This window comes from Actinokineospora sp. HUAS TT18, from assembly GCF_051364635.1.
Lineage (GTDB): Bacteria > Actinomycetota > Actinomycetes > Mycobacteriales > Pseudonocardiaceae > Actinokineospora.
Map to the genome: position 1 here is coordinate 5,679,616 of NZ_CP195645.1, position 22,314 is coordinate 5,701,929.

Genomic DNA, 22,314 nt, shown 5'->3' on the forward strand with positions numbered 1-22,314 from the left:
CCCCCCGACCTGTGGGGCTCAGTATGAACTAGCAGATACGCCTGCACGTCGCACGACCAACGCAGGAAGGCAACGTTCGCAGCACGGAAAGGCCAGTCAAGAGCCCGGCTTGCAGGTGGGCGGCTGGCACAGGAGCTTGCTCAGTGCCGCGTAGAAGATCTCGCCGATCTTGGTCGGGTCAGGTGTGGTGAAGGCTTGGCCGCCTGTCGCCTTGGAGATCGCGTCCAGTTCCGCGACATCGATGTCCGGGCCGATGCCGATTCCGACGATGACCAGCGGCCTGCGTGGGTCCTGAAGCTTGGCCAGCTCCGCGAGCAGTTGCTCCCGATTGATCCCATTCGGGTCCTCGTTCTTCCCATCGGTCAGAACGACAACCACATTGATCCGCCCAGGCTCCCAATTCGCCCGGGCTGACTGGTAAGCCGCCAACACGCTGTCGTACAGCCCAGTAGCCCCGCCCTCGATCGCCTTGACGCCGCGCAGCTTGTCCAGCGCGCCGCCGGCCAACTGATCAGTCACCGTCGCGACCGGCAGCAGCTCCGTGTAGTCCTTGTCCCCATCCAAATTGGTGGAGAACAGCCACATCCCAAACTTCGACGTCGGCCGGAACAGTCCAATCCCCAGCTCCGCCGCCTTCAAAGTCACAGCCATCCGGTTCAACCCAGTCCCCGGCACCGGCTGGTTCATCGAGCCCGAAACGTCCAACAGCACCTGCATCCGGGAACTCAGGTTCACCCCAGCCCACTGATTCAGCAGCTGGTCCACCTCAGTAGCCACCGGAAGCGCCACCTGGTCAACAGGAGCCGCCGAGGTCCGCTTGTCCTGCGAACGGTCCCGCAACGCCTTCCCGTCCGGCGCGCGGAATCCCGCGTCGGCGAACGAATTGACCGACGACGGGTCCAACAGCCGGGTGAGGAACCGCTGCGCGAACGTGCGCTTGGCGTCGGTCGCCTTGGGGAGCACCGTGTACGGGTAGTCCAGCGACGGCACCGCGGGATCGGCGTAGGAAGCGACCAGCGGCGCCTCCGAGCCCTTCACGTTGTGCCGCAGCAACGTGTTCTCCGAAGTGGGAAACGCCCCCAACGGCTCCGAGCTGGTCCCGCCCGGAAGCCGGGTGAACAGGTCCGCCGCGGCGGGAAGCGTGTTGGCCGACAGACGCCGGAGTAGCCCGGTCATGGCCGCCGCCTGGTCTGGGGCAGTCGCGGTCAGGCCGCGGACGCCGTACAGCAGGGAGACGCCGACCGGGTCTCGGGCCGGGTCGGGGAGGCCGATCGGGACGTTGGCCGCGTCCGGGCCCAGCACATCAGCCCAGGTCGGCTGTTTGCCCGGCCAGCCGAGTGCCGTCGCGGTGTCCTCGGTGAGGGCGAGGACGACCGGCGACGACGCGATCGACGTTCCCTGAACCGGGGTGTTCCACGCGCCCTTGTCCTGGGCGCGCTGGAGCCACAGAGTTGACTCGGGGACCCAGACGTCGGGCAGTTCCGAGCCGTCGGACAGGGCGAGGGACTCCGCGGTGGCCGCCGAGTCGCGGCTGGTGACCGCGACTCGGAGGCACTCCGCGGCGTCGGCCTCGGCGGTGCGCTTGGCGGCCGCGTCGACGATCCCGGTGACCTCCGGGGCGGCGGTCACCTGCAGGACGGTCGTCTGGTCGCAGTCGCTGCCGCCCAGCCGGTCCTTGACGAAGCCGTACCCGAACCAGCCGAGCAGGGCCAGCACCAACAGCACGGCCAGCAGGACAACCGGCGAGCGCAGGCCCGGTCCGGCCTTCGCCGTTGAGTGCCGTCCCATGGCGCCGCGCCTTCCGTTGGTGCTGGTCAGTACCCGTGAGCGTAGGCCGGATTGGGCCGATCGGGTGACCTAGGAGTACAGGCTGTCGACCTCCGCACCGAAGTCCTTCATGATCACGCGGCGCTTGAGCTTCAGCGACGGGGTCAGGTGGCCGGTCTCCGGGGTGAACTCGGCGGCGAGGATGCGGAACTTGCGGACCGACTCGGCCGTCGACACCGCCTGGTTGCCCTCATCAACCGCCTTCTGCACCTCGGCGACCAGGTCCGGGTCGTCGACCAGGTCGGCGACGCTGGCGTTGGCGGGCTTGTCGACCGTGGTCTTCCAGTAGGTGAAGTACTCGGGGTCGACGGTGATCAGCGCGGCGATGTACTTCTGGCCGTCGCCGACGACCATGGCCTGGGCGACCAGCGGGTGCGAGGCGATGCGGTCCTCGATGACGGCGGGGGCGACGTTCTTGCCGCCGCTGGTCACCAGGATCTCCTTCTTGCGGCCGGTGATCTTCAGGAAGCCGTCGGAGTCGAGCGAGCCGATGTCGCCGGTGGCGAACCAGCCGTCCTTGATCGCCTCGTTGGTCGCGGCCTCGTTGTTCCAGTAGCCCTCGAACACGACGCCGCCCTTGATCAGGATCTCGCCGTCCTCGGCGATCTTGACCGTGGTGCCCGGCAGCGGCAGCCCGACCGTGCCCGCCTTGAAGTTCGTCGGCGCGTTCACCGTCGACGCCGCGGTGGTCTCGGTCAGGCCGTAGCCCTCCAGCACCACCAGGCCGATGCCGCGGAAGAAGTGCGTGAGCCGAAGGCCCAGGGCGGCGCCGCCGGAGATCGCATACTTCGCCTTGCCGCCCATCGCGGCGCGCAGCTTGCTGTAGACGAGCTTGTCGAACACCGCGTGCTTGATCTTCAGGCCCAGCCCGGCCTTGCCCTCGGCCTCGCTGTAGGCGATCGCGGTGGCCGCGGCGGCGTCGAAGATCTTGCCCTTGCCCGCCGCGTGCGCCTTCTGCCGCGCGCCGTTGTAGACCTTCTCCAGCACGTACGGCACCGACAGGATGAACGTCGGCTGGAACGTGCCGAGGTCCTCCAGCAGCTTCTTCACGTCCGGCCCGTGGCCCATGGTGGCGCGCGCGTACACGCAGCCGACCTCGACCATCCGCCCGAACACGTGCGCGACCGGCAGGAACAGCAGGGTTGTGGCGTCCTCGGTGCTGCCGAGGCCGTGGAACAGCGGGGCGAGCACGTCGGTGGCGCCCGCGCACTCGGCGAAGAAGTTGGCGTGCGACAGCACGCAGCCCTTGGGCTGCCCGGTGGTGCCCGAGGTGTAGATGATCGTGGCGACGTCGGACTTCTGGACCGCCGCCCGCCGCGAGGCGATCTCGGCGACGTCGGTGTCGGCGCCCGCGGCGACGATCGCGTCGATCGCGCCCTTCTCGATCTGCCACACGTTGGCCAGCGCGGGCAGGCTCTCCCGCACGCTCTCCAGCCTGCCGAGGTGCTCGTCGGTCTCGACGATCGCGGCGACCGCGCCCGAGTCGGACAGGATCCACTGGATCTGCTCGGCCGAGGAGGTCACGTAGATCGGCACCGGCACCGCGCCCGCGGCCCAGATGGCGAAGTCGAGCAGCGTCCACTCGTAGCGCGTCGCGGCCAGGATCGCGACCCGGTCACCCGCGCCGACCCCGGCCCCGACCAGGCCCTTGGCCACGTCGTCGACCTCGGCGACGAACTGGGTCCAGGTGACGTCGCGCCACTGCCCACCGTCCTTGCGCCGGAAGGCGACGCCGTTGGGCGCTTCCTTGGCGTTGGTGTAGATCAGGTCGGCCAGGCCGCCCGCCTCTTCTCGCACCGCGACAGCAGGGACGGCGAACTCGGGCATGAGCTACTCCTCCGGGCACACACCGCGGCACACGTCCAGGTCACCGGCACTGACCCGGACGGCTACCTATCGGTAACTTTGTCGGTATCTTGCCTGTCACACCTTCTGACGGCTAGAGGATGATGACAAATCGGTACATCCCCGGCGCCTATCCGCTGATACTGGTGCCGTGGCCATCCAGGTGTTCTACGAAGCGTGGCAGATGGAGTGCTGCGGCGACCCGTTCCAAGTCGGCGACACGGTCGCCTGGACGCTGACGCCCGCCGATCTGCCCTTCGACCTGGGGGAACTGGTCGGCGCGGAGGTCGCCGAGCCGGAGTTCAGCGAGGAACACCACGACGGCGCCGAGCCCGGCACCCCGGTCACCCGCGGCGTGGTGACCTTCATCCAGGCCCTCACCAGCCGCGTCGAGGTCGATCCGCGGACGAGGTCGGCCCATCGGATCCCGGGAACCGGCAGGCTGACGCCGGTGCGCTGGGCCGACGGGACCGAGGTGGGCGACGCCGCCGAGTCCTTCGACGGCTACCTCGTCGAGATCGATCCCTTCCCCTGAACAGACCGCAGGCCCCGTCCGGGGGAACGGGGCCTGCGGCTATCGCGTGGAGCAGGGTCTGTCAGTAACCGATCAGAAGGTCAGGTTGAACGCGTCGATGTAGCCGGTGTCGTACCGGGCGACGTCCTGGACCTTCAGCTTCCACGTGCCGTTCGCGACCTCGGTCGAGGCGTTGACCGTGTAGGTCGCGATCACGTTGTCGGCCGAGTCGTTCGATGACGAGTTCTTCAACCGGTACAGCGAGCCGTCCGGTGCCACCAGGTCGATGACGAGGTCGCCGCGCCAGGTGTGCTTGATGTCGACGCCGACCTTCAGCGTGGACGGGGCGTTGCCGGTGACGCCGGAAACGGCGAGGTTGCTGAACACCGCGGCGCCGGGGGAGTCGGGGATGCTGACGTTGTTCAGGTTCTCGAAGTACTTGCCGGGCGGCGGGGGCGGCGGCGGGGTGCCGCCGAGTTCGTCACCCTTGGCCTTGATCGCCGCGGACAGGGCGCTGACCTGGGCGTACACGCCGTACTTGTTCGGGCGGGCACAGCCTTCGCCCCACGAGACGATGCCGACCTGGATCCAGTTGTTGTTGGCGTCGCGGCGGACCATCGGGCCGCCGGAGTCGCCCTGGCAGGTGTCGACGCCGCCCTCGGGCAGACCGGCGCAGATCTCGACGGCGTCGATCAGGTTGGCGTAGCTGCCGCCGGATGCCTTGCAGGTGGCGTCGCTGACGAACGGGACCTGGGCCTTGAGCAGGTAGCGCTGCTGCGCGCCGCCCTCGGAGGCCGAACCCCAGCCCATGACATCGAACGTGCCGTTGTCGTAGGCGCTGGTCATCGCGATCGGCAGGGTGGCCGCGCCGGTGATCGGGCTGGACAGCTTGATCATCGCCCAGTCGCCGCCCGCGGAGGTCGAGTAGCCCGGGTTCTTGTAGACGTAGGACGAGGTCCTGGTCACCCGGTTCGGGCTCTGCAGGTCGACCACGCCGTAGGTCGCGGTGATCGAGGTGTTGTTGCCGGTGCCGCTGACGCAGTGCGCGGCGGTCAGGACGACCTGCTCGGAGTACATCGCGCCGCCGCAGCCCATCGACAGCCGGACCATCCACGGGTATTCACCCTGGGCGGCCGGGGTGCCACCGACGACCTGCGGGCTGACGTCGCCCGGCTCGGACGGCGGCGGGGTGGCCAAGGCGTGCCCGGTTGCGGTGCCGACCATGGCCGCCGTGCCCACGGCGACCAGCAGTGTCTTGCGTAACTTCCTCACCCAGTTGCGCTCGATCACGTTCGAGTCCTTTCACACGACCACTGATGCGGGTTGTGGTGCCAAACCGGGCTGTCAGGGTGACCCGGTTCGTTCGTGGTGCCCCGGGGCGGGACGCGGTCCCGCCCCGGGGCTGATCAGACACGTGACTCAGCGATCAGCTCAGAACGTGAGCTTCCAGCTGTCGATGTAGCCGGTGTCGTAACGCGCGACGTCCTGGACCTTGAGCTTCCAGGTGCCGTTGGCGACCTCGGTCGAGGCGTTGACCGTGTAGGTGGCGATCACGTTGTCGGCCGAGTCGTTCGACGACGAGTTCTTCAGCCGGTAGGCGGTGCCGTCCGGGGCCACCAGGTCGATGACGAGGTCACCGCGCCAGGTGTGCTTGATGTCGACATCGACCTTGAGGGTCGACGGGGCGTTGCCCGTCACGCCGGTGACCGCGATGGAGCTGGTGACCGCGGCGCCCGCGTCGGCGATGTTGACGTTGTTGGCGTTCTCGAAGACCTTGCCGCCGGGCGGGGGCGGGGTGCCGCCGCCGAGCTCGGCCGCCGCCGCGGCGATGGCCGCGGCGAAGGTGCTCACCTCGGTGTAGATGCCGTACTTGTCGGGCCGGGCGCAGCCGGAGCCCCAGGACACGATGCCGACCTGGATCCAGTTGTTGTTGGCGTCACGGCGGACCATCGGGCCGCCCGAGTCGCCCTGGCAGGTGTCGACGCCGCCCGCCTTGTAGCCCGCGCAGAGCATGTCGGACTTGACCAGGTTCGGGTAGGACGCCTGCGCGCTGCACGCCGTGTCGTCCACGAACGGCACCTGGGCCTTGCTGGCGTAGCGGTTGACGGAGTTGCCGCCCTCGGACGTGCCACCCCAGCCCATGATGTCGAACGTGCCGTTGTTGTAGGCCGTCGTCGTCGCGATCGGCAGGGTCGCCGCCCCGACGATCGGGCTGTTCAGCTTGACCAGCGCCCAGTCCTTGCCGGTGGTCACGCCGGTGAAGCCGGGCGCGGAGTGCACGTAGGTCGACGTGCGGGTGATCCGGGCCGGGTCCTGGCGGTCGACGACGCCGTAGATGACGCCGATGCTGGTGTCCGGGCCGGTGCCGTCGAGGCAGTGCGCCGCGGTGAGCACGAGCTGCTCGGTGTACATGGCGCCGCCGCAGCCCATCGACAGGTGCACCAGCCACGGGTAGTCGCCCTTGGCGGCCAGGGTGCCGCCGACGACCTGCGGGGTGATGTCGCCGGGTTCCGACGGGGGCGGCGCGGCGGCCGCGTGGGCCGCCGTGGCCGCGAGAGCGGTGGCGAGGCCCGCTGCCATGAGGCTCGCCTTGAACAGGAACTTTCGCACTTTGGATCCTTCCGTGGCCCGTCCGCAGATCACAGGGAGGAGCGGGCCGCGTTGTTGTTTACTTGCCAACCACCTGGGACTGGTGGCCGTCAATGGGGAACGGCGCCCCGGTATGGAGGTGCCCCGGGCCGAAGTGGTGCATCGACCCGGGGCACGTCACGGTGCTGCGGGGACTCGCCGTTCGTTTCTAGAAGGTGAGCTTGAAGTTGTCGATGTAGCCGGTGTCGTAGCGCGCCACGTCCTGGACCTTCAGCCGCCAGGTGCCGTTGGCGACCTCGGTGGAGGCGTTGACCGTGTACGTCGCGATCACGTTGTCCGCCGAGTCGTTGGACGAGGAGTTCTTCAGCCGGTAGGCCGAGCCGTCCGGGGCGATCAGGTCGACGACCAGGTCACCGCGCCAGGTGTGCTTGATGTCGACGTCGACCTTCAGCGTCGCCGGGGCGTTGCCCGTGACACCGGAGACGACCACGTCGCTGAACACCGCGGCGCCGGGGGAGTCGGGGATGGTGACGTTGTTGGCGTTCTCGAAGACCTTGCCCGGGGGCGGCGGCGGGGTGCCGTCGCAGGTCAGGCCGATGGAGCGCTTCGGGCAGTCGGCGTAGTCGAGCAGGTAGAGCACGGCCGCCTTGTTGCGCGAGGTCTCGCGGTCGATGATCTCGTCACCGGGGTAGAAGCCGCCGCCACCGGCGCCGGTCGGGAACATCTCGAAGGTGTAGCCCCAGATCTTGTGCACGCCCCACAGGTAGTCGTCGATCGACCCGTCGGTGATGTACAGGTCGGAGGACTGCTGCGGGGTGTAGCCGTTGGTCTGGGCCATCGCGGTGCCCATGGTGCGGAAGATCCGCTCCTCCTCGGCGGTCAGGCCGGGCGCGGTGTTGTCGTAGGTCCAGCCGAACGGCCAGAGCACGAGCTCGCTGTAGGTGTGGAAGTCGATGCCGACGCTGATCTGCTGCACGCCGCCCACGACGCGGCTGCGGACGAAGTCGGCGAGGACCTTGACCTCCTTGGCCGACTCGGGCGCCGTGCCGCGGTAGGTCTCGGAGCTGGTGCTGCCAGAGGAGCCGCCACAGCAGCCCCACTTGTAGTCCCAGTTGCGGTTCATGTCGGTGCCGACGTAGGACGAGCCCGCGTTCGGCTGCCGGTTCTTGCGCCAGCTGCGGTAGGAGCCGGTCGCGATGTCGAACTCGCCGCCGTCGGGGTTGACGTCGGGCAGGATCCAGATCTCGCGGGAGTCGACGAGGCCCTTGATCCGGGTGTCGGTGGCGTAGCCCTGGGTGAAGGTCTTCACCAGGTAGATCGCCATCTCGACGGTCAGGTGCTCACGCGCGTGCTGGTGGTGGGTGAACAGGACCTCGGGCTCGTTCTCGTCGGTGGCGACGTTGTCCGAGATCTTGAACGCGAGGATGTCGCGGTTCTCGTAGGACTTGCCGATCACCTGCTTGGAGATGATGCTCGGGTAGTTCGCCACCGCGGTGTTGAGTACGGAGACCATCTCCGCGTAGTTGTGGTAGTTGGCGTCGCTGCTCGGGAAGTCGTTGACCCCGTTGGCGCCCTGCGTGCCCTGGGTGACCGCGGGGGCCGCCTCGGCCTCGACGGTGAAGCCCTGGGCGCGGATCTTGGCGACCTCGGCCGGGGTGGCCGTGATCAGCAGTCGGGAGTCCTCGGTGCCGTTGACCGCCGCGCCGGTCGCCGCGATGGCGCTGCGCTGCTGGGCGGTCTTGACCCCGGTGACGTGGTACTCGGCCGATGCCCGGGTGTTCTGCGCGGACTGTTCTCCGCCCGCGGAACTGCCGTTCATCGAGGCGACCACGGCGAAGGCGGCGAGCGCCCCCACCATGACGGACAGGCGTTTGCGATTCACGCGTGCCTCCTGCAAGGAGTGCCGGCCGTTCCGGCACTGGAGGGTGTTGACTTGTTCGGCCAGCGGGGCGAAACCCGAGAGGGTGCCCTCACGCCCCATCTGTCCGGTATGACCAGTCGAATATCCACTGGTGGAGACAGCCATCACAAGGCTACGAATGAAGGTCGTCGTTCCCGTTTCTTTCACACTTGCTTAACCTCGCCCGCCGCGCGGCCTCCGGAACGGACGCGTCCCGAGCAGGCGGGAGTGCCCGCCCGGGACGCCTCTGTTGCCGGCGGATTACGGGAACGTGAGCTTGAAGTTGTCGATGTAGCCGGTGTCGTAGCGGGCGATGTCCTGGACCTTGAGCTTCCAGGTGCCGTTGGCCGCCTCACTGGAAGCGTCCACTGTGTACGTCGCGAGCACGTTGTCCGCCGAGTCGTTGCCTGCCGAGTTCTTCAGCCGGTAGGTGGAACCGTCGGGGGCGACGAGATCGATGACGAGGTCACCGCGCCACGTGTGCTTGATGTCGACGTCGACCTTGAGCGATCCAGCGTTGCCCGAGAGGCCGCTCACCGCGACGTCGCTGGTCACCGCGGCGCCCGCGTCGGGGATGTTGACGTTGTTGGCGTTCTCGAAGACCTTGCCGGGGGGCGGCGGGGTGGTGCCGCAGGTGCCGCCGATGGCGCGCTTCGGGCAGTCGGCGTAGTCGAGCAGGTAGAGCACCGACTCCTTGTTGCGCGAGGTCTGCGCGGGGATGATCTCGTCACCGGGGTAGAAGGTGCCGTTGCCGTACATCTCGTAGGTGTAGGCGTAGATCTTGTACTTGCTCCACAGGTAGTCGAGGATCGAGCCGTCGGTGATGTAGAGGTCCGACGCCTGCTGCGGGGTGTAGTTGTTCTTCTGCGCCATCCCGCGGCCCATGGTCGAGAAGATCTGCTGCTCCTCGGAGCTCAGGCCGGGGTCGGTGTCGTTGTAGGTGTAGCCATAGGGCCACAGGATCAGCTCGCCGTAGGTGTGGAAATCGATGCCCACGGTGATCTGCTGCACGCCGCCGACCACGCGCCCGGCCACGAAGTTGACGATCGCCTTGACCTCGGGCGACGACTCGGCCGACGGGCCACGGTAGGTCTCCGAGCCGGTGTCGCCGGAGGATCCGCCGCAGCAGCCCCACTTGTAGGACCAGTTGCGGTTGAGGTCGGTGCCCACGTTGGACGATCCCGAGTTCGGCTGCCGGTTCTTGCGCCACATCTGGTAGCTGCCGGTGGAGATGTCGAACTCGCCGCCGTCGGGGTTGACGTTGGGCAGGATCCAGATCTCGCGGGAGTCCACGAGTCCCTTGATCCGGCTGTCTGTCGAGTAGCCGTCGGTCAGGGTGTTGATCAGGTACAGCGCCATCTCGACGGTCAGGTGCTCACGCGCGTGCTGGTGCGCGTTGAACATCGCCTCCGGCTCGTTCTCGTCGGTGCCGACGTTGTCGGAGATCTTGACCGCGATCAGGTCGCGGTTCTGATAGGACTTCCCGTAGACCTGCTTGGAGATGATGCCCGGGTGGTCCGCCACCGCCTTGTCGATGTTGGCGACCATCTCGGAATAGTTGTGGTAGTTGGAGTCCTGGCTCGGGAAGTCCGCCGGGGCGGCGGTGCCCTGCGTCTGGACCGGCGCGGCGTCGGGGTCGACCCGGTAGCCCAGCGCGCGGATCTTGGCGACCTCGCCCGGTGTCGCGCTGATCTGCAGCCTGCTGTCGTCGGTGCCGTTGACCGCCGCGCCGGTGGCCGCGATCGCGCTGCGCTCTTGGGCTGTCCGGACCCCGCTGACGAGGTACTCGGCGGACGCGCGGGCGCTCTGGGCGGCGAACTCGCCCGTGGCGGGATTCCCGCTCATCGTGACGACCAAGGCGAAAGCGGCCACGGCCGCCGTCGTCATGGAGAGAAGTTTGCGATTCACGCTTGCCTCCTGCAAGGAGTGCCGGACCATCCGGGCACTGGAGGTCACCGGACCGGCGGGTCGAACCCGTGCTGGGCGCCCTCACGACCTGCCTTTGGTCCGGATCGTGCGTGACGAATATCCATCGGTGATCAGGTGTGGACAAGAGCGGGCGGTTCCCGTTCGTTCACATCGCAATACACAGAATTCAGCGCACACCGAGCTTTCGCAGCAGCCGCAGCGATCGCGCCATGATCGAGGTGTACCGGCCGTACGGGATTCCCTTGGGCGGCGGGATGACCTGGATCCGCTGCACGGACAGGTTCTGCGATTCGGTGTATTTCAGCAGGCCCTCGACGCCGTGGCGGCGGCCGAGGCCGGAGCGGCCCATGCCGCCCATCGGCGCGTCGATGCTGGCGTAGGCCGCGGCGTGGCCGTCGTTGATGTTCACCGTGCCCGCGCGCAGCCGAGCCCCGACCGCCTTGGCCCTGGCCAGGTCGCGGCCGTAGACGCTCGCGTTGAGGCCGTAGGCGGTGTCGTTGGCCAGCGCCACGGCCTCGTCGTCGTCGCGGACCGGGTAGATCGCCACCACGGGGCCGAAGGTCTCCTGGGCGTGGCACAGCATGTCCGGGGTGACGCCGGTGAGGACGGTCGGCTCGTAGAACGCGGGGCCGAGGTCGTCGCGGGCCGCGCCTCCGATGTGGACGGTGGCGCCCTTGGCCCGGGCGTCGTCCACGTGCTCGGCGACGGCCTTGCGCTGGCGGGTGGAGATCAGCGAGCCCACGTCGTTCTTGTAGTCATAGCCCGCGCCGAGCTTCAGCTTTCCCGTCTTCTCGACGAATTTCCGGACGAACGCGTCGTAGACCGACTCGTGGGCGTAGACCCGCTCGATGTGCATGCAGAGCTGGCCGGTGTTGGCGAACGCGCTGGTCACCGCGCCCGCGACGGCCACATCCAAGTCGGCGTCGTCGAGCACGACCATCGGGTTCTTGCCGCCGAGTTCCAGCGAGCAGCCGATGAGCCTGCCGGTGGCCTTGGCGCCCACCTCGGCGCCGGTGCGGGTGGAGCCGGTGAACCCGACGTAGTCGGCGCTGTCGACCAGGGCGCCGCCGACGGTCGGGCCGTCGCCGATGACCACGGTGATCAGGCCGTCAGGCAGGCCGGCGCGGTAGAGCAGGTCGACGCCGAACAGGGGGCTGAGCGCGGTCTGGGTGTCGGGCTTGAGGACCACGGCGTTCCCGGCCATCAGCGCGGGGATGGAGTCGGAGATCCCCAGCGCGAAGGGGAAGTTCCACGGCGAGATGATCCCGACGACACCCTTGGGCACGCGCAGCTCGGTGGTCTGGATCGCGAAGGGCATCATCCCTTTGCGCTTGCGCGGCCGGAGCAGCCGCGGCGCCGCCTTCAGGTAGTGCGCGGTGGTGATCGCCGGTTCGATGAGGTCCTCGAAGGCGTAGCGGCGGGCCTTGCCGGTCTCGGCCTGGATCAGGTCGGCGATGGTGTCGCGGTTGTCGAGCACGAGCTTGTGGAAGCGCGCGAACACGGCCATCCGCTCCTGCGGGTCCACCGCGGCCCAAGCGGCCTGCGGCCCTCGCGCGGCCGCCACGGCGTCGGCGACGTCCTGTTCGGTGGAGCACGGCAGCGTCGCCAGGGTCGCGCCGGTGAACACCTCGACGGTGGACACGGTCGCGTCAGTCGAGGCGGCCACGTGCCGGGACAGGCGGGCGATCAGCTCGGGGGTGATGCTCGCGGGCAGGGTCACGCTTGCTCTCCTGGGGCGCTGTGGGCGGCACGCTGCTCGTAGGCCCGCCGGTCGGCGGACCCGGCGGCGTCGAGGAAGAGGCGCTCGGCGCCGGTCTTGCGGCCGATCCACTCCGCCAGGCCGCGCGGGAAGAACGCGGCCGAACGCAGTGCCCTGCCCGCCGACTTGGGCACGAACACCTCGGGCTTCGGGTGGCGCAGCACGTCCACCACGGCCGCGGCGACGTCCTGCGGGGTGACCACCTTGATGCCCTTGCTGTCGTTGAGCCCGGCCGCGAGTTCGGTGCGCACGATCCCGGGGAGCACGCAGGACACCTCGACCCCCGAGCCCCGCGTCTCCTGCCGCACGGCCTCGGTGAACCCCACGACGGCGAACTTCGTCGCGCAGTAGGTGGCCCCCGCCGCGACGGGCAGCTTGCCCGCCACGGACGCGACGTTGACGACGTGCCCGGTGGCGCGCGGCCGCATCCGGCGCACGGCCTCGCGGGTGCCGTGGATGACCGCGTGCAGGTTGACCGCGAGCTGGGCCTGCGTGACCTGGTCCGACTCGTCCTCGATCAGCCCGATCGGCATGATCCCGGCGTTGTTGACCAGCACGTCCACCGGTCCGACCTCGGCGTCGACGTGGTCGAGGAACGCGGTGAACCCCGGCCGGTCGGACACGTCGAGCCGCAGTCCCGTGGCCCCGAGGCTCTCGGCGGTCTGCTTCGCCAAGTCCCCGTCGAGGTCGCCGATCACCACCTTGACCCCGGCCCGCACCAACTCGGCCGCGATGGCCGCCCCGATGCCCCGGGCGCCACCGGTGACCACGGCGACCTTGCCCATCAGTGGACGTGCGTGTGCTGCCATCGGCCGCTCCTCGTCATCGAGCCCGCCGGAAAAACGTAACGCGTTCTACTTTCGAGTGCCAGGGGTGAGCACGAGCTTCCCGCGCACATGACCCGCGTCGAGCTCCCGGTGCGCGGCCACGACGTTGGCGAGCGCGTAGGACGCGACCGGCATCGTCAGCGTGCGGTCGGCGTGCAGAGCGGCCAGCAGCCGCAGCGTCTCGGTCGACCGGGTCCAGGTCATCGGCGGCACGCCGAGCGCGCGACCCCTGGCGTGGTCGGCGATGGTCCCGATCCGGGTCCGGTCGGCCACCACGCCGAGCGAGACATCGAGCGCGGGGCCGCCCACGGCGTCCAGCGCCGCGTCGACCGGGCCCAGCGCGCGGACCCGCTCGGCGAGCCCGTCGCCATAGGCCACCGGGATGGCGCCGAGAGAGCGCAGGTACGCGTGGTTGCGTTCGCTGGCCGTGCCGATGACGCGCGCGCCCCAGAGGACGGCGAGCTGGGTCGCGATGGTGCCCACGCCGCCCGCGGCCGCGTGGATGAGCACGGTGTCGCCCTCGCCGACCCGCAGGTGGCGCAAGGCGTTGTAGGCGGTCTGCGACACCGCCGACAGCGATCCCGCGACATCCCAGGCGAGGCCGCGCGGCTTGGCGATCAGCTGGTCGGCGGGCACGGTGAGCACGTCGGTGTACGCCCGCGCGTTGGTGAACCCGAGCACCTCGTCGCCCTCGCGGAACGCGACGCCGGGGCCGACGCGGTCGACCACGCCCGCGAACTCGTTGCCCAGGCCCTGCGGGAACCGGACCTCGACCACCGCGGTCAGCTGTCCGCGCCGGATGCGGGCGTCGACCGGGTTCACCCCCGCCGCCCGCACCCGCACCCGTGCCTCGCCCGGGCCGGGCACCGGGTCGTCGACCTCGTGCGCGGTGAGCACCTCCGGGCCGCCGAACTCGCTGAACCTGATCACTGTCGCCATGGGGTCGATGCTCGTACCTCCAGATTGGTCGAGGTCAAGTGGCCGCAAAAGATAGGTAGGGCTACGTAGTGCTCCCTGGGTTGTTCCGGTCCGGCCCGCCCAGCATCGTTGTCCGTGGCGGATCGCACACCCTGCAAATGCGGTCCGCCCGCCCGAAGAACTCGGGTGGTGCTAATGGATGTGGCGATGCCGCCGAATAAACCTCGGCGGCGTCGTCGACAGAGCGGGAAGGGAGACGCCCACGCCCTCGTCTCCCTTCCCGCTGGGGCAACTGACAAACCAAGCCGCGCGGTCCTCACACACGCGGCATTCCTATCGCGGTGACCATGTCCTGCGGCACCGGACATGCGCTGACCTGCCCGGATGCGGGGGACAGGATAGCGCCGCCGCGATTGATACAGCGGGGAGGCCGTTCCACGCAGGGGGCGGCCTCCCCGTTTTCCCATATTACCGAAAGGGCGATTTCAGAGTTTATGGACCGGTCGGGGCAATTTGCCCCCCAGATACCTTCTGGGCATGGTTCACGCGACCGGGAATGCGCATTATCGGCAGTGCACCTGGGGCCACCCTGTACCGCGCCGTCCGGCGCGGACGCCCCCTGAGTTGTTCGGAGGAATCCGTGTTCCTGCGCTCAAACACCCGGCTGCGGCGCTCCGCCGTGGCCGCGGCCATCGCGTTCGGACTGGTGGTGACGCCCGCGGGGATCGCGATGGCGGCACCGGCGGGCGCGGCTGGTCCGGCCGCCGCCGCGTCGGCCGCGGCCATCCCGACCGGCACGCGCGCGTACTTCGTCATCACCGACCCCGCCAACGTCGCGGCGGGCAAGTCCGCCGTCACCAACAGCGGCGGCACCGTGTGGAACTCGTGGGACGCGATCGGCGTCATCGTCGCCCACTCGACGGCCGCCGACTTCAAGTCCAAGGTGCGCGCGGTGTCCGGCGTGCAGTACGTCGGTGCCACCCGCACCACCGACGTGCCGACCAACGCCGACAACCCGCCGATCCCGAGCAACAACGCGGGCCAGAACCTGGGCACCGAGGCCGTCGGCTGGGACGTCAAGCAGCTCAAGGCCGACCAGGCATGGGCCACCGCGAACGGCAGCGGCGCCACCGTCGCCATCCTCGACACCGGCGTCAACGACCAGCACAAGGACCTGGCGCCCAACTTCGACGCGTCGAAGTCGGCGTCCTGCGCCTACGGCAAGGTCGACAAGCGGTCGGGCGCGTGGCGCAGCGTCGGCTCCAGCGGCCACGGCACGCACGTGGCCGGTTCGGTCGCCGCGGCCAAGGACAACGGCGGCATCGTCGGTGTCGCGCCCGGGGCCAAGATCGCCTCGATCCGCGTCGCCGAGCCCGCCGCCGAGCTGTTCTTCCCGGAGAACACGGTCTGCGCGTTCATGTACGCCGTCGAGGTCGGCGTGGACGTGACGAACAACAGCTACTGGACCGACCCCTGGTACGGCCTGTGCGCCAACGAGAACGACGGCGACCTCAAGGCCATCGAGGTCGGCGTGCGCCGCGCGGTGAACCACGCCAGCAACGCGGGCATCGTCAACCTGGTCGCCGCGGGCAACGAGAGCAAGGACTACTCCAACAAGGGGTCGACCTCGCTGAGCCCGAACGACTCGACGCCGAAGAACCGCACCGTCACCGGCTGCCCGCTGATGCCGCAGGAGGCCGAGGGCTCGACCGTCGTCTCCGGCATCGACCAGCAGGGCAACCGCTACAGCGGCTCGAACTACGACACCAACGGCGCCGTCGACGTCACCGCCGCGGCCGTGAACGTGAACTCGACCTCGGTCAGCGGCGGCTACCAGCAGATGACCGGCACCTCGATGGCCTCCCCGCACGCGGCGGGCATCGCGGCGCTGATCAAGTCGGCGTTCCCGAGCCTCAAGGGCAAGGACATCGAGAAGAAGATGAAGGAGTGCTCGGGCACCTACACCGACCCGAAGTACTACGGCGCCGGTCTGCCCGACGCGACCAAGTGCGTCTCCGGCGGCACTCCGCCGCCCGGCGGCACGTCGTGGTCCAACGACACCGACGTCCAGATCACCGACAACAACACCGCGGTCACCTCGTCGGTCAACGCCAACGGCACCGTGACCCCGTCGGCCACCTCGAAGGTCGCCGTCAACATCGTCCACACCTACCGCGGCGACCTGGTGATCGAGCTCGTCGCGCCGGACGGCTCGGTGTACCCGCTCAAGGCGGCCAAGGCGGACGACGCCGCGGCCAACGTGAACGAGACCTACACGGTCAACCTGTCCTCGGAGACCAGCTCGGGTGAGTTCAAGCTGCGCGTGCGCGACGCCTACTCGTTCGACTCGGGCTACATCAACTCGTGGTCGTTGAACATCGCGTAAGTCCTGGAACCCTTGCCCTCCCGTCGATCGGCGGGAGGGCAAGGGCGTCAGCCGAAGTCCTCGGCCTGCAGCTCGGCCCGCGAGGTGACGCCGAGCTTGCGCAGTACCCGCGCCGCGTGCTGCTCGACCGTGCGCGGCGACAGGAACAGCACGTCGGCGATCTCGCGGTTGGTGTGGCCGCCGGCGAGCAGCCTGGCCACCTCGTGCTCGCGCGGCGAGAGCTCGTTGCCGTACCCGCGTCTGCCGCGCCGGGACGGCTTGACGCCGCCGACGCCGCGTAAGAGGTGCCTGCACCGGGCCGCGTCGCGGGTGGCGCCCAGCCCGTCGTACGCATCGATCAAAGTGGACAGTTGGGCCGCGGCGCCCGACCCGTCGGTCGGCAGCAGGCACAGCGCCTGCCGCTCGGCCACCATCGCCGCGTAGTACGGCGCGTTGAGCTTCTCGTAGGCCGCCTGCGCCTGCTGGTAGTACTCGACGGCGGTGGCGATGTCGCCCTCCGCCTCGGCCAGCTCGCCGCGGCAGCTGTCCACGGCCGCCGCCGCCATCGGCGCGTCCTTGCCCGCCACGCCCGCCGCGGTCTCCTCGACCACCCGGGCGGCGTCTTCGTCGCGGCCCGCCCGCAGGTACGTCGACACCGCGACCGGCACCAGCTCCAGCGCCCACGCCCAGACGTTCTTGCGGCGCAGCAGCGCCAGCCCGCGGTCGACGTCGGCGCACGCCTTGACCAGCTCGTCCTGCGCCAGCCAGGTGCGCGCCAGGCCCGCGCAGCCGCCCAGCGCGATCTGGGCGATCGACTCCTGCGGGGCGTACGCGCCGGTCTCGGTGAAGTAGCTCAGCGCCTCGGCCCACTCCCCGCGCGCCGCGGCCAGCCCACCCAGCACGAGGCACAGCTCGCTGGCCACCGGCAGCAGGTCGCGGTACTCGTCGAGCAGCCTGCCCGCCCGCTCGGCCAGCCCGGTCCACTCTCCGGTGAACCAGTCGAGCCGGACCTTGGTGGCCCGCGCGGTGCTCACCACGAACGGGGCGCCGCAGTCGTCGGCCAGCCGCAGGCCCGTGCGCAGGTAGTCCTCGGCGCGGGCGAAGTGGCCGACGCACACCGACGCGTCGGCGATGTTGCAGTTGACCCGCGCGAGCTGGCGCTGGGCGCTGGGCGTCTCGGCCGAGCGCGGCAGCCGATCCAGTTCGTCGGCGACCGCGGGGTCGCCGGTGTGCATCCGCGAGCCGAGGTTGTTGGCCATCAGCGCGATCCGCAGCTCGACGTCGTCGGTGGTCTCGATCAGGACCTCGGTGCGGCGCAGCCACGGCTCGAACTCCGCGCGCGGGGTGTCGCCGATGAACGGCTGGCCCAGCACGGCGGTGCCGCGCGCGGCCAGGTCCGGGCGTTCGGCCAGGTCGGCGATCGCGAGCTCGATCTCAGTGCGGGCGATCTCCAGCCCGCCCGCCTGCCGGATCAGCAGCAGGCCGAGGAACAGCCGCACCTCGCCGCGCGCCGACGTCGAGAGTCTTCGGTCGGCGAGCAGCTTGCGCAGCGTCGCCACCGGGTTGAGCTGGTCGAGGCCGGTGTGGGCGACCTGGCCGAGCTTGATCGCGAGCCGGTCGATGTCGGCCACCGACAGCGCGGGCTCGGTGAGCAGGCGCTGCAGCAGGCTGGTCGCGGTGGCCGCGTCGCCGACCTCGGTGGCCCGGTCGGCGGCGGCCTCGCCGTAGCGCAGCCAGTCCTCGACCCGGTCGGCGCGCCTGCTGTGCTCGGCGAGCTGCAGCAGCGGCCGCGGCACCGCGCGTTCCAGCGCGGCGATGGCGCGCAGATGCAGCTGCTGGCGGTCGGGGCCGCTGAGCGTGTCGTAGACGGCGTCCTGGGCCATCTGGTGGCGGAAGGTGTAGCGGCCGCTCTCGGCCTCGTGCAGCACGTGCCCGGCCAGCGCGTGGCCCAGCGCGGCGCGCACCCGCTGCTCGCCGATGCCCGCGACCTCGCCGAGCACCTCGGCCGGGGCGGGGACGCCGAGCACGGCGGCGGCCTGGGTGAGCCTGGTCGCCGCGATCGGCAGCCCGGCCAGCCGCTCGGCCATGGCGTCGCGCAGCAGCACCGGGACCTCGGCGTTCTCCAGCAGCCGCCGCGCGGTGGCGCCGTCGGCGTGCACGGCGCCCGCCGGGTTGCGCAGCGCGCGCAAGGTCTCCTCGACGACGAACGGGATGCCCGCGGTGCGCTCGTGCAGCTTGGCGGCGAACTCGCCGGAGACGGTGTCCTCGTCGAGGATGGCCGAGGCCAGCGACCGCACGCCGTCGGCGTCGAGCGGGTCGAGCTGCATCAGCAGGCTGGTGATGCCCGCGGGCGGGCGGTAGGCGGTGCCCAGCGGCATCCCGCCCGGCACGTCCTCGCGCCGGTAGGTGACCAGGATCGACAGCGTGGGCGGCGGGTCGGCCATGAGGAACCGCAGCAGCTGCCGGGAGCCGTCGTCGGCCCAGTGCAGGTCCTCGATCACCATCAGGACCGGCCCGGTGGCGGCCAGCAGCTCGCGCACCGCGCGGAACAGGCGGTGGCGATCCGATCGGGGGTCACCCGATGGTGCGGGCGCCTCGGGCAGCAGGTCGGCCAGCTCCGGCAGCAGCGGGCTCAGCACGCCGGTCACCCTGCTCAGCGGCGGCCGGTGCGCCATGCGGTCCCCACAGCCCCGCAGGGCCTCCAGGACCGCGCCGTAGGGGAACGGCTCGCGCAGCGGCTGGCAGGTCCCCAGCAGCACCTGCAGGGGGCCCAGATCGCCCGCCGTGAGCAGCTCGCGGACCAGCCTGCTCTTCCCGACCCCGGCCTCGCCGTCGATCATCACCACGGCGGGCTGCCTGACCACGGTGTCGCGCAGCGCGTGGAGTTCGCTGCCCCGACCGACAAGCACGGGCGAGGTGGTGCGCACCAGGCTCGCCGTGGGCTGCCTCGGCTTCTGGGCCATCCACCCCTCCTGGGCCTTATGGATCACTGGTCGCGACCGGCGGTCTTCGGAGCGTAGGCCGAACGGCAGTGATCCGGAACTCAGTTGCCTTCCCCGGGAAGAAAGTGATCTTAACGGGGAACGCCCTACGAAAGACGGGTATCCCTACGTACTGATACCCGGATTGTTCGCGATCTCGGTCGGCTTGAAGGTGATCCGCAGGTGGCTGTCAGTTACTTCACCCTGCCCCGACAGCCACACCTCCGAGTGGTGTCCCCGCTCGGTGGAGTGAAATGGAGACCCTAGATGCGACACGATCGCAAGACCCGCCGGAGGGTCCTCGTGGCCAGCGTGGCAGCCGGTGCGTCCGCGCTGGCCCTCGCGGTGGTCACGTCGGCCCCGGCCAGCGCCCAGTCGGCCGAGATTCGCCACGCCAACCAAGCGAACTCCGTCGCGGGCAGCTACGTCGTCAAGTTCAAGGACTCGGTCGGCTCGACCGCGGTGGCGGCCAAGGCCCAGCAGCTCGCGGGCAAGCACGGCGGCAAGCTCAGCAGCATCTACAAGGCCGTCGGCGGCTTCTCCGTGCAGCTCAGCGAGGCCCAGGCCAAGCAGCTCGCCGCCGACCCGTCGGTGGCCTACGTCGAGCAGGACCAGATCTTCCACATCACCGACACCCAGCAGAACCCGACCTGGGGCCTCGACCGCACCGACCAGCGCGACCTGCCGGTGAGCAACACCTACACCTACCCGTCGACCGCGGGCGCGGGCGTCACCGCCTACATCCTCGACACGGGCGTGGACGCGTCTCACCCGGACTTCGGCGGCCGGGTCAAGGGCGGCTACGACTTCATCGACAACGACAGCAACGCGGCGGACTGCCAGGGCCACGGCACGCACGTGGCGGGCACCGTCGGCAGCGCGACCTACGGCATCGCCAAGAAGGTCAACCTGGTCAGTGTCCGCGTGCTCGACTGCGGCGGCTACAGCAAGGGCAGCTCGATCACCCAGGGCATCGACTGGGTCGTCCAGAACGCGCAGAAGCCCGCCGTCATCAACATGTCCCTGGGCGGCGGCGCCAGCTCCATCCTGGACGATGGGGCGCGCAAGGCCATCAACGCGGGCATCATCACCGTCGTCGCGGCGGGCAACAACGGTGGCGACGCCTGCCAGATCTCGCCCGCGCGCACTCCGGAGGCCATCACGGTCGCGGCCAGCGACGGCGCGGACAAGCGCTCGATCTGGACCAGCACCCAGTCGTCGAACTGGGGCACCTGTGTTGACATCTTCGGTCCCGGCAGCAACATCATCTCCACCAAGAACGGCGGCGGCACCTTCAGCAACGGCGGCACCTCCATGGCCACCCCGCACGTCGTGGGCGCCGTGGCGCTGTACCTGGGCACCTCGGGTAACAGTGGCAAGACACAGGCCGAGGTCGCCAAGGTGCTGATCGACAACTCCACCCCGAACAAGATCACCGACGTCAAGGGCTCGCCGAACCGGCTGCTCTACACCGGTTTCCTCAACGGCCCGGTCGACCCGCCGTGCTCCGGCGCGTCCAACAGCGACGACGTCGCGATCCCGGACAACAACACCGCGGTCACCTCGTCGGTGAACGTCACCGGCTGCTCCGGCGGCGGCACCTCGGCCACCTCGGTCAAGGTCGACATCAACCACACCTACACCGGTGACCTGAAGGTCGAGCTCGTCGGCCCGAGCGGCGCGGCGTTCGTCCTCAAGCAGCCGGGTGGCGCCAGCTCCGCGGGCGGCATCCACACCACCTACACCGTCAACACCGGCTCGGAGACGGCCAAGAACGGCACCTGGCGGCTGCGGGTGACCGACGTCTACCGCTACGACACCGGCAACATCGACGCCTGGACCCTGACCTTCTAAGGGTCGCGTGACAACTGAACATCGTTGAGGGAGGTGTCCATACCGGACACCTCCCTCAGCGGCGTGCTCACCAGTGCCAGCGGATGCCGACGATCGCCGACTTCTCGTCGTGGGTCAGCAGGTGCACGCTGTGGAACGCGCCGAGGCGCAGCTCGCCGTGGTCGACCTCGGGGTGGCGCGCGGACTCGCGGCGGAACTGGTGGCACGAGCTGGGCACCGCGTCGGGGTGGAACACCACTTCCAGCAGGTACTCCCGCGCGCACTGGCGCATCGCGCGGGTGAAGTTGGACGACGGCGCGGTGCCGAACCAGGTGACCTCGTAGGAGAACGCCGCGGTGTCGCCGACGCGCAGGGTCCGGTCGAGCAGGATCTCCGAGAGCACGAACCGGCCGGGCTCGTGCGTGCGCGACTTGCCCATCGCGCACCCGCTCGCCGCGGTGATCACCGGCAGCGCCGAGTCGCCCGGCTCGGCGTGGTGCAGCACCACGCACGTGCGCCGCCAGTCCACTTCGGACCGGATGACCGCGTGCACCAGGGTGCGCTCGTCGACGCCGTCGCGGTTCACGAAGTGCTGCTCTCGCACGCTCAGGAACGTCAGCTCGCCAGGGCCGGGATCGTTGAGCTCGGCCAGCAGCGGGGTCAGTTCGCTCGCGCCCTCCCACAGGGCCTCATGGGGCTTGGCCGACGAGCGCGACGCCCACCGGCCGCGGGGTTTCCTGGGGCCCAGCAGCGAGATGAGATATCCGTTGGGCAGGCCGAGGACGTCCTCGATGACGCTGACCGCCCGCAGCGACTCCGGCCGCTCCGGCCGGGTGCGGCCGCGCCGCCAGTAGCTGAGCGTCGACAGGCTGACCCGGACGTCGTGCAGCGACAGCTTCCGCTGCAGGTGTTCCAGGCTCATCCCGCTGCGATCGATGGCCCGACTCAGCGCGACGGGGAACGACTCACGCGGCGCGGCGAGCTGGTCGCGGGTGGGGAGCGGCTGGGAAGTGGGGTGCGGCATGGG

At 69.7% G+C, this 22,314-nt stretch carries 14 protein-coding genes and 2 pseudogenes; 3 read left to right on the top strand and 13 right to left on the bottom strand.

The window, feature by feature from the left end; genetic code table 11:
- Positions 1 to 96: 96 nt before the first annotated feature.
- Complete coding sequence (locus ACSHT8_RS26280; protein ID WP_436493574.1) at positions 97 to 1,788, bottom strand: substrate-binding and VWA domain-containing protein; 1,692 nt, start codon at positions 1,786 to 1,788, stop codon at positions 97 to 99.
- A 69-nt stretch (positions 1,789 to 1,857) separates the two neighbouring features.
- A complete protein-coding gene (locus ACSHT8_RS26285) occupies positions 1,858 to 3,654 on the bottom strand; it encodes an AMP-dependent synthetase/ligase (RefSeq protein WP_436493575.1) in 1,797 nt (598 codons plus the stop codon).
- Between the two features lie 169 nt (positions 3,655 to 3,823).
- On the opposite strand from ACSHT8_RS26285, the gene ACSHT8_RS26290 reads away from it, so the two are divergent.
- Entirely contained in the window at positions 3,824 to 4,207 is a 384-nt protein-coding gene (locus tag ACSHT8_RS26290; protein ID WP_436493576.1) for a DUF6578 domain-containing protein, read from the top strand.
- A gap of 72 nt (positions 4,208 to 4,279) precedes the next feature.
- Here the strand turns inward: ACSHT8_RS26290 and ACSHT8_RS26295 are convergent, their stop codons facing one another.
- The 9 genes and pseudogenes from ACSHT8_RS26295 to ACSHT8_RS26335 all read right to left on the bottom strand — a co-directional run bounded on the left by ACSHT8_RS26295 (position 4,280) and on the right by ACSHT8_RS26335 (position 14,129).
- A complete protein-coding gene (locus ACSHT8_RS26295; protein WP_436502182.1) occupies positions 4,280 to 4,573 on the bottom strand; it encodes a proprotein convertase P-domain-containing protein in 294 nt (97 codons plus the stop codon).
- A gap of 105 nt (positions 4,574 to 4,678) precedes the next feature.
- Positions 4,679 to 5,476: pseudogene (locus ACSHT8_RS26300) on the bottom strand (S1 family peptidase); the annotation flags it as partial.
- Between the two features lie 141 nt (positions 5,477 to 5,617).
- Positions 5,618 to 6,796, bottom strand: coding sequence for a trypsin-like serine protease (locus ACSHT8_RS26305; RefSeq protein WP_436493577.1), 1,179 nt, complete (start codon positions 6,794 to 6,796; stop codon positions 5,618 to 5,620).
- Between the two features lie 187 nt (positions 6,797 to 6,983).
- Complete coding sequence (locus ACSHT8_RS26310; protein ID WP_436502183.1) at positions 6,984 to 7,415, bottom strand: proprotein convertase P-domain-containing protein; 432 nt, start codon at positions 7,413 to 7,415, stop codon at positions 6,984 to 6,986.
- Positions 7,392 to 8,633, bottom strand: a pseudogene (locus tag ACSHT8_RS26315) (M14 family metallopeptidase); the annotation flags it as partial. The pseudogene ACSHT8_RS26315 and the gene ACSHT8_RS26310, both read right to left, overlap by 24 nt.
- A gap of 303 nt (positions 8,634 to 8,936) precedes the next feature.
- Complete coding sequence (locus ACSHT8_RS26320) at positions 8,937 to 10,583, bottom strand: M14 family metallopeptidase (RefSeq protein WP_436493578.1); 1,647 nt, start codon at positions 10,581 to 10,583, stop codon at positions 8,937 to 8,939.
- A 187-nt stretch (positions 10,584 to 10,770) separates the two neighbouring features.
- Positions 10,771 to 12,324, bottom strand: coding sequence for a succinic semialdehyde dehydrogenase (locus tag ACSHT8_RS26325; RefSeq protein WP_436493579.1), 1,554 nt, complete (start codon positions 12,322 to 12,324; stop codon positions 10,771 to 10,773).
- The gene (locus tag ACSHT8_RS26330) at positions 12,321 to 13,172 is read right to left on the bottom strand and encodes an SDR family oxidoreductase (RefSeq protein WP_436493580.1); all 852 of its coding nucleotides are present in this window, start codon (positions 13,170 to 13,172) and stop codon (positions 12,321 to 12,323) included. Before ACSHT8_RS26330 ends, ACSHT8_RS26325 begins: the two co-directional genes overlap by 4 nt.
- Before the next feature lie 45 nt (positions 13,173 to 13,217).
- On the bottom strand, positions 13,218 to 14,129 hold the full coding sequence (locus ACSHT8_RS26335; protein WP_436493581.1) for an NADP-dependent oxidoreductase: 912 nt from the start codon (positions 14,127 to 14,129) through the stop codon (positions 13,218 to 13,220).
- Between the two features lie 619 nt (positions 14,130 to 14,748).
- On the opposite strand from ACSHT8_RS26335, the gene ACSHT8_RS26340 reads away from it, so the two are divergent.
- Positions 14,749 to 16,494 carry a S8 family peptidase gene (locus ACSHT8_RS26340; RefSeq protein ID WP_436493582.1) on the top strand — a complete coding sequence of 582 codons (1,746 nt, stop codon included), beginning with the start codon at positions 14,749 to 14,751 and terminating at the stop codon, positions 16,492 to 16,494.
- A 47-nt stretch (positions 16,495 to 16,541) separates the two neighbouring features.
- On the opposite strand, the gene ACSHT8_RS26345 is transcribed toward ACSHT8_RS26340, so the two are convergent.
- Positions 16,542 to 19,436 (bottom strand): helix-turn-helix transcriptional regulator, encoded by a 2,895-nt coding sequence (locus ACSHT8_RS26345; protein WP_436493583.1) that lies wholly within the window; start codon positions 19,434 to 19,436, stop codon positions 16,542 to 16,544.
- 285 nt (positions 19,437 to 19,721) lie between these two features.
- On the opposite strand from ACSHT8_RS26345, the gene ACSHT8_RS26350 reads away from it, so the two are divergent.
- Positions 19,722 to 21,308 carry a S8 family serine peptidase gene (locus ACSHT8_RS26350; RefSeq protein WP_436493584.1) on the top strand — a complete coding sequence of 529 codons (1,587 nt, stop codon included), beginning with the start codon at positions 19,722 to 19,724 and terminating at the stop codon, positions 21,306 to 21,308.
- Positions 21,309 to 21,375: 67 nt separating this feature from the next.
- Here ACSHT8_RS26350 and ACSHT8_RS26355 read toward each other — a convergent pair whose 3' ends face one another.
- On the bottom strand, positions 21,376 to 22,311 hold the full coding sequence (locus ACSHT8_RS26355) for a helix-turn-helix domain-containing protein (protein ID WP_436493585.1): 936 nt from the start codon (positions 22,309 to 22,311) through the stop codon (positions 21,376 to 21,378).
- Between the last annotated feature and the right edge of the window lie 3 nt (positions 22,312 to 22,314).

Bases quoted from the DNA above. Each gene is read 5' to 3' on its own strand.
- ACSHT8_RS26285 (WP_436493575.1), bottom strand. From the start codon at position 3,654: ATGCCCGAGTTCGCCGTCCCTGCTGTCGCGGTGCGAGAAGAGGCGGGC.
- ACSHT8_RS26345 (WP_436493583.1), bottom strand. From the start codon at position 19,436: ATGGCCCAGAAGCCGAGGCAGCCCACGGCGAGCCTGGTGCGCACCACC.
- ACSHT8_RS26280 (WP_436493574.1), bottom strand. From the start codon at position 1,788: ATGGGACGGCACTCAACGGCGAAGGCCGGACCGGGCCTGCGCTCGCCG.
- ACSHT8_RS26330 (WP_436493580.1), bottom strand. From the start codon at position 13,172: ATGGCAGCACACGCACGTCCACTGATGGGCAAGGTCGCCGTGGTCACC.
- ACSHT8_RS26355 (WP_436493585.1), bottom strand. From the start codon at position 22,311: ATGCCGCACCCCACTTCCCAGCCGCTCCCCACCCGCGACCAGCTCGCC.
- ACSHT8_RS26335 (WP_436493581.1), bottom strand. From the start codon at position 14,129: ATGGCGACAGTGATCAGGTTCAGCGAGTTCGGCGGCCCGGAGGTGCTC.
- ACSHT8_RS26350 (WP_436493584.1), top strand. From the start codon at position 19,722: ATGCGACACGATCGCAAGACCCGCCGGAGGGTCCTCGTGGCCAGCGTG.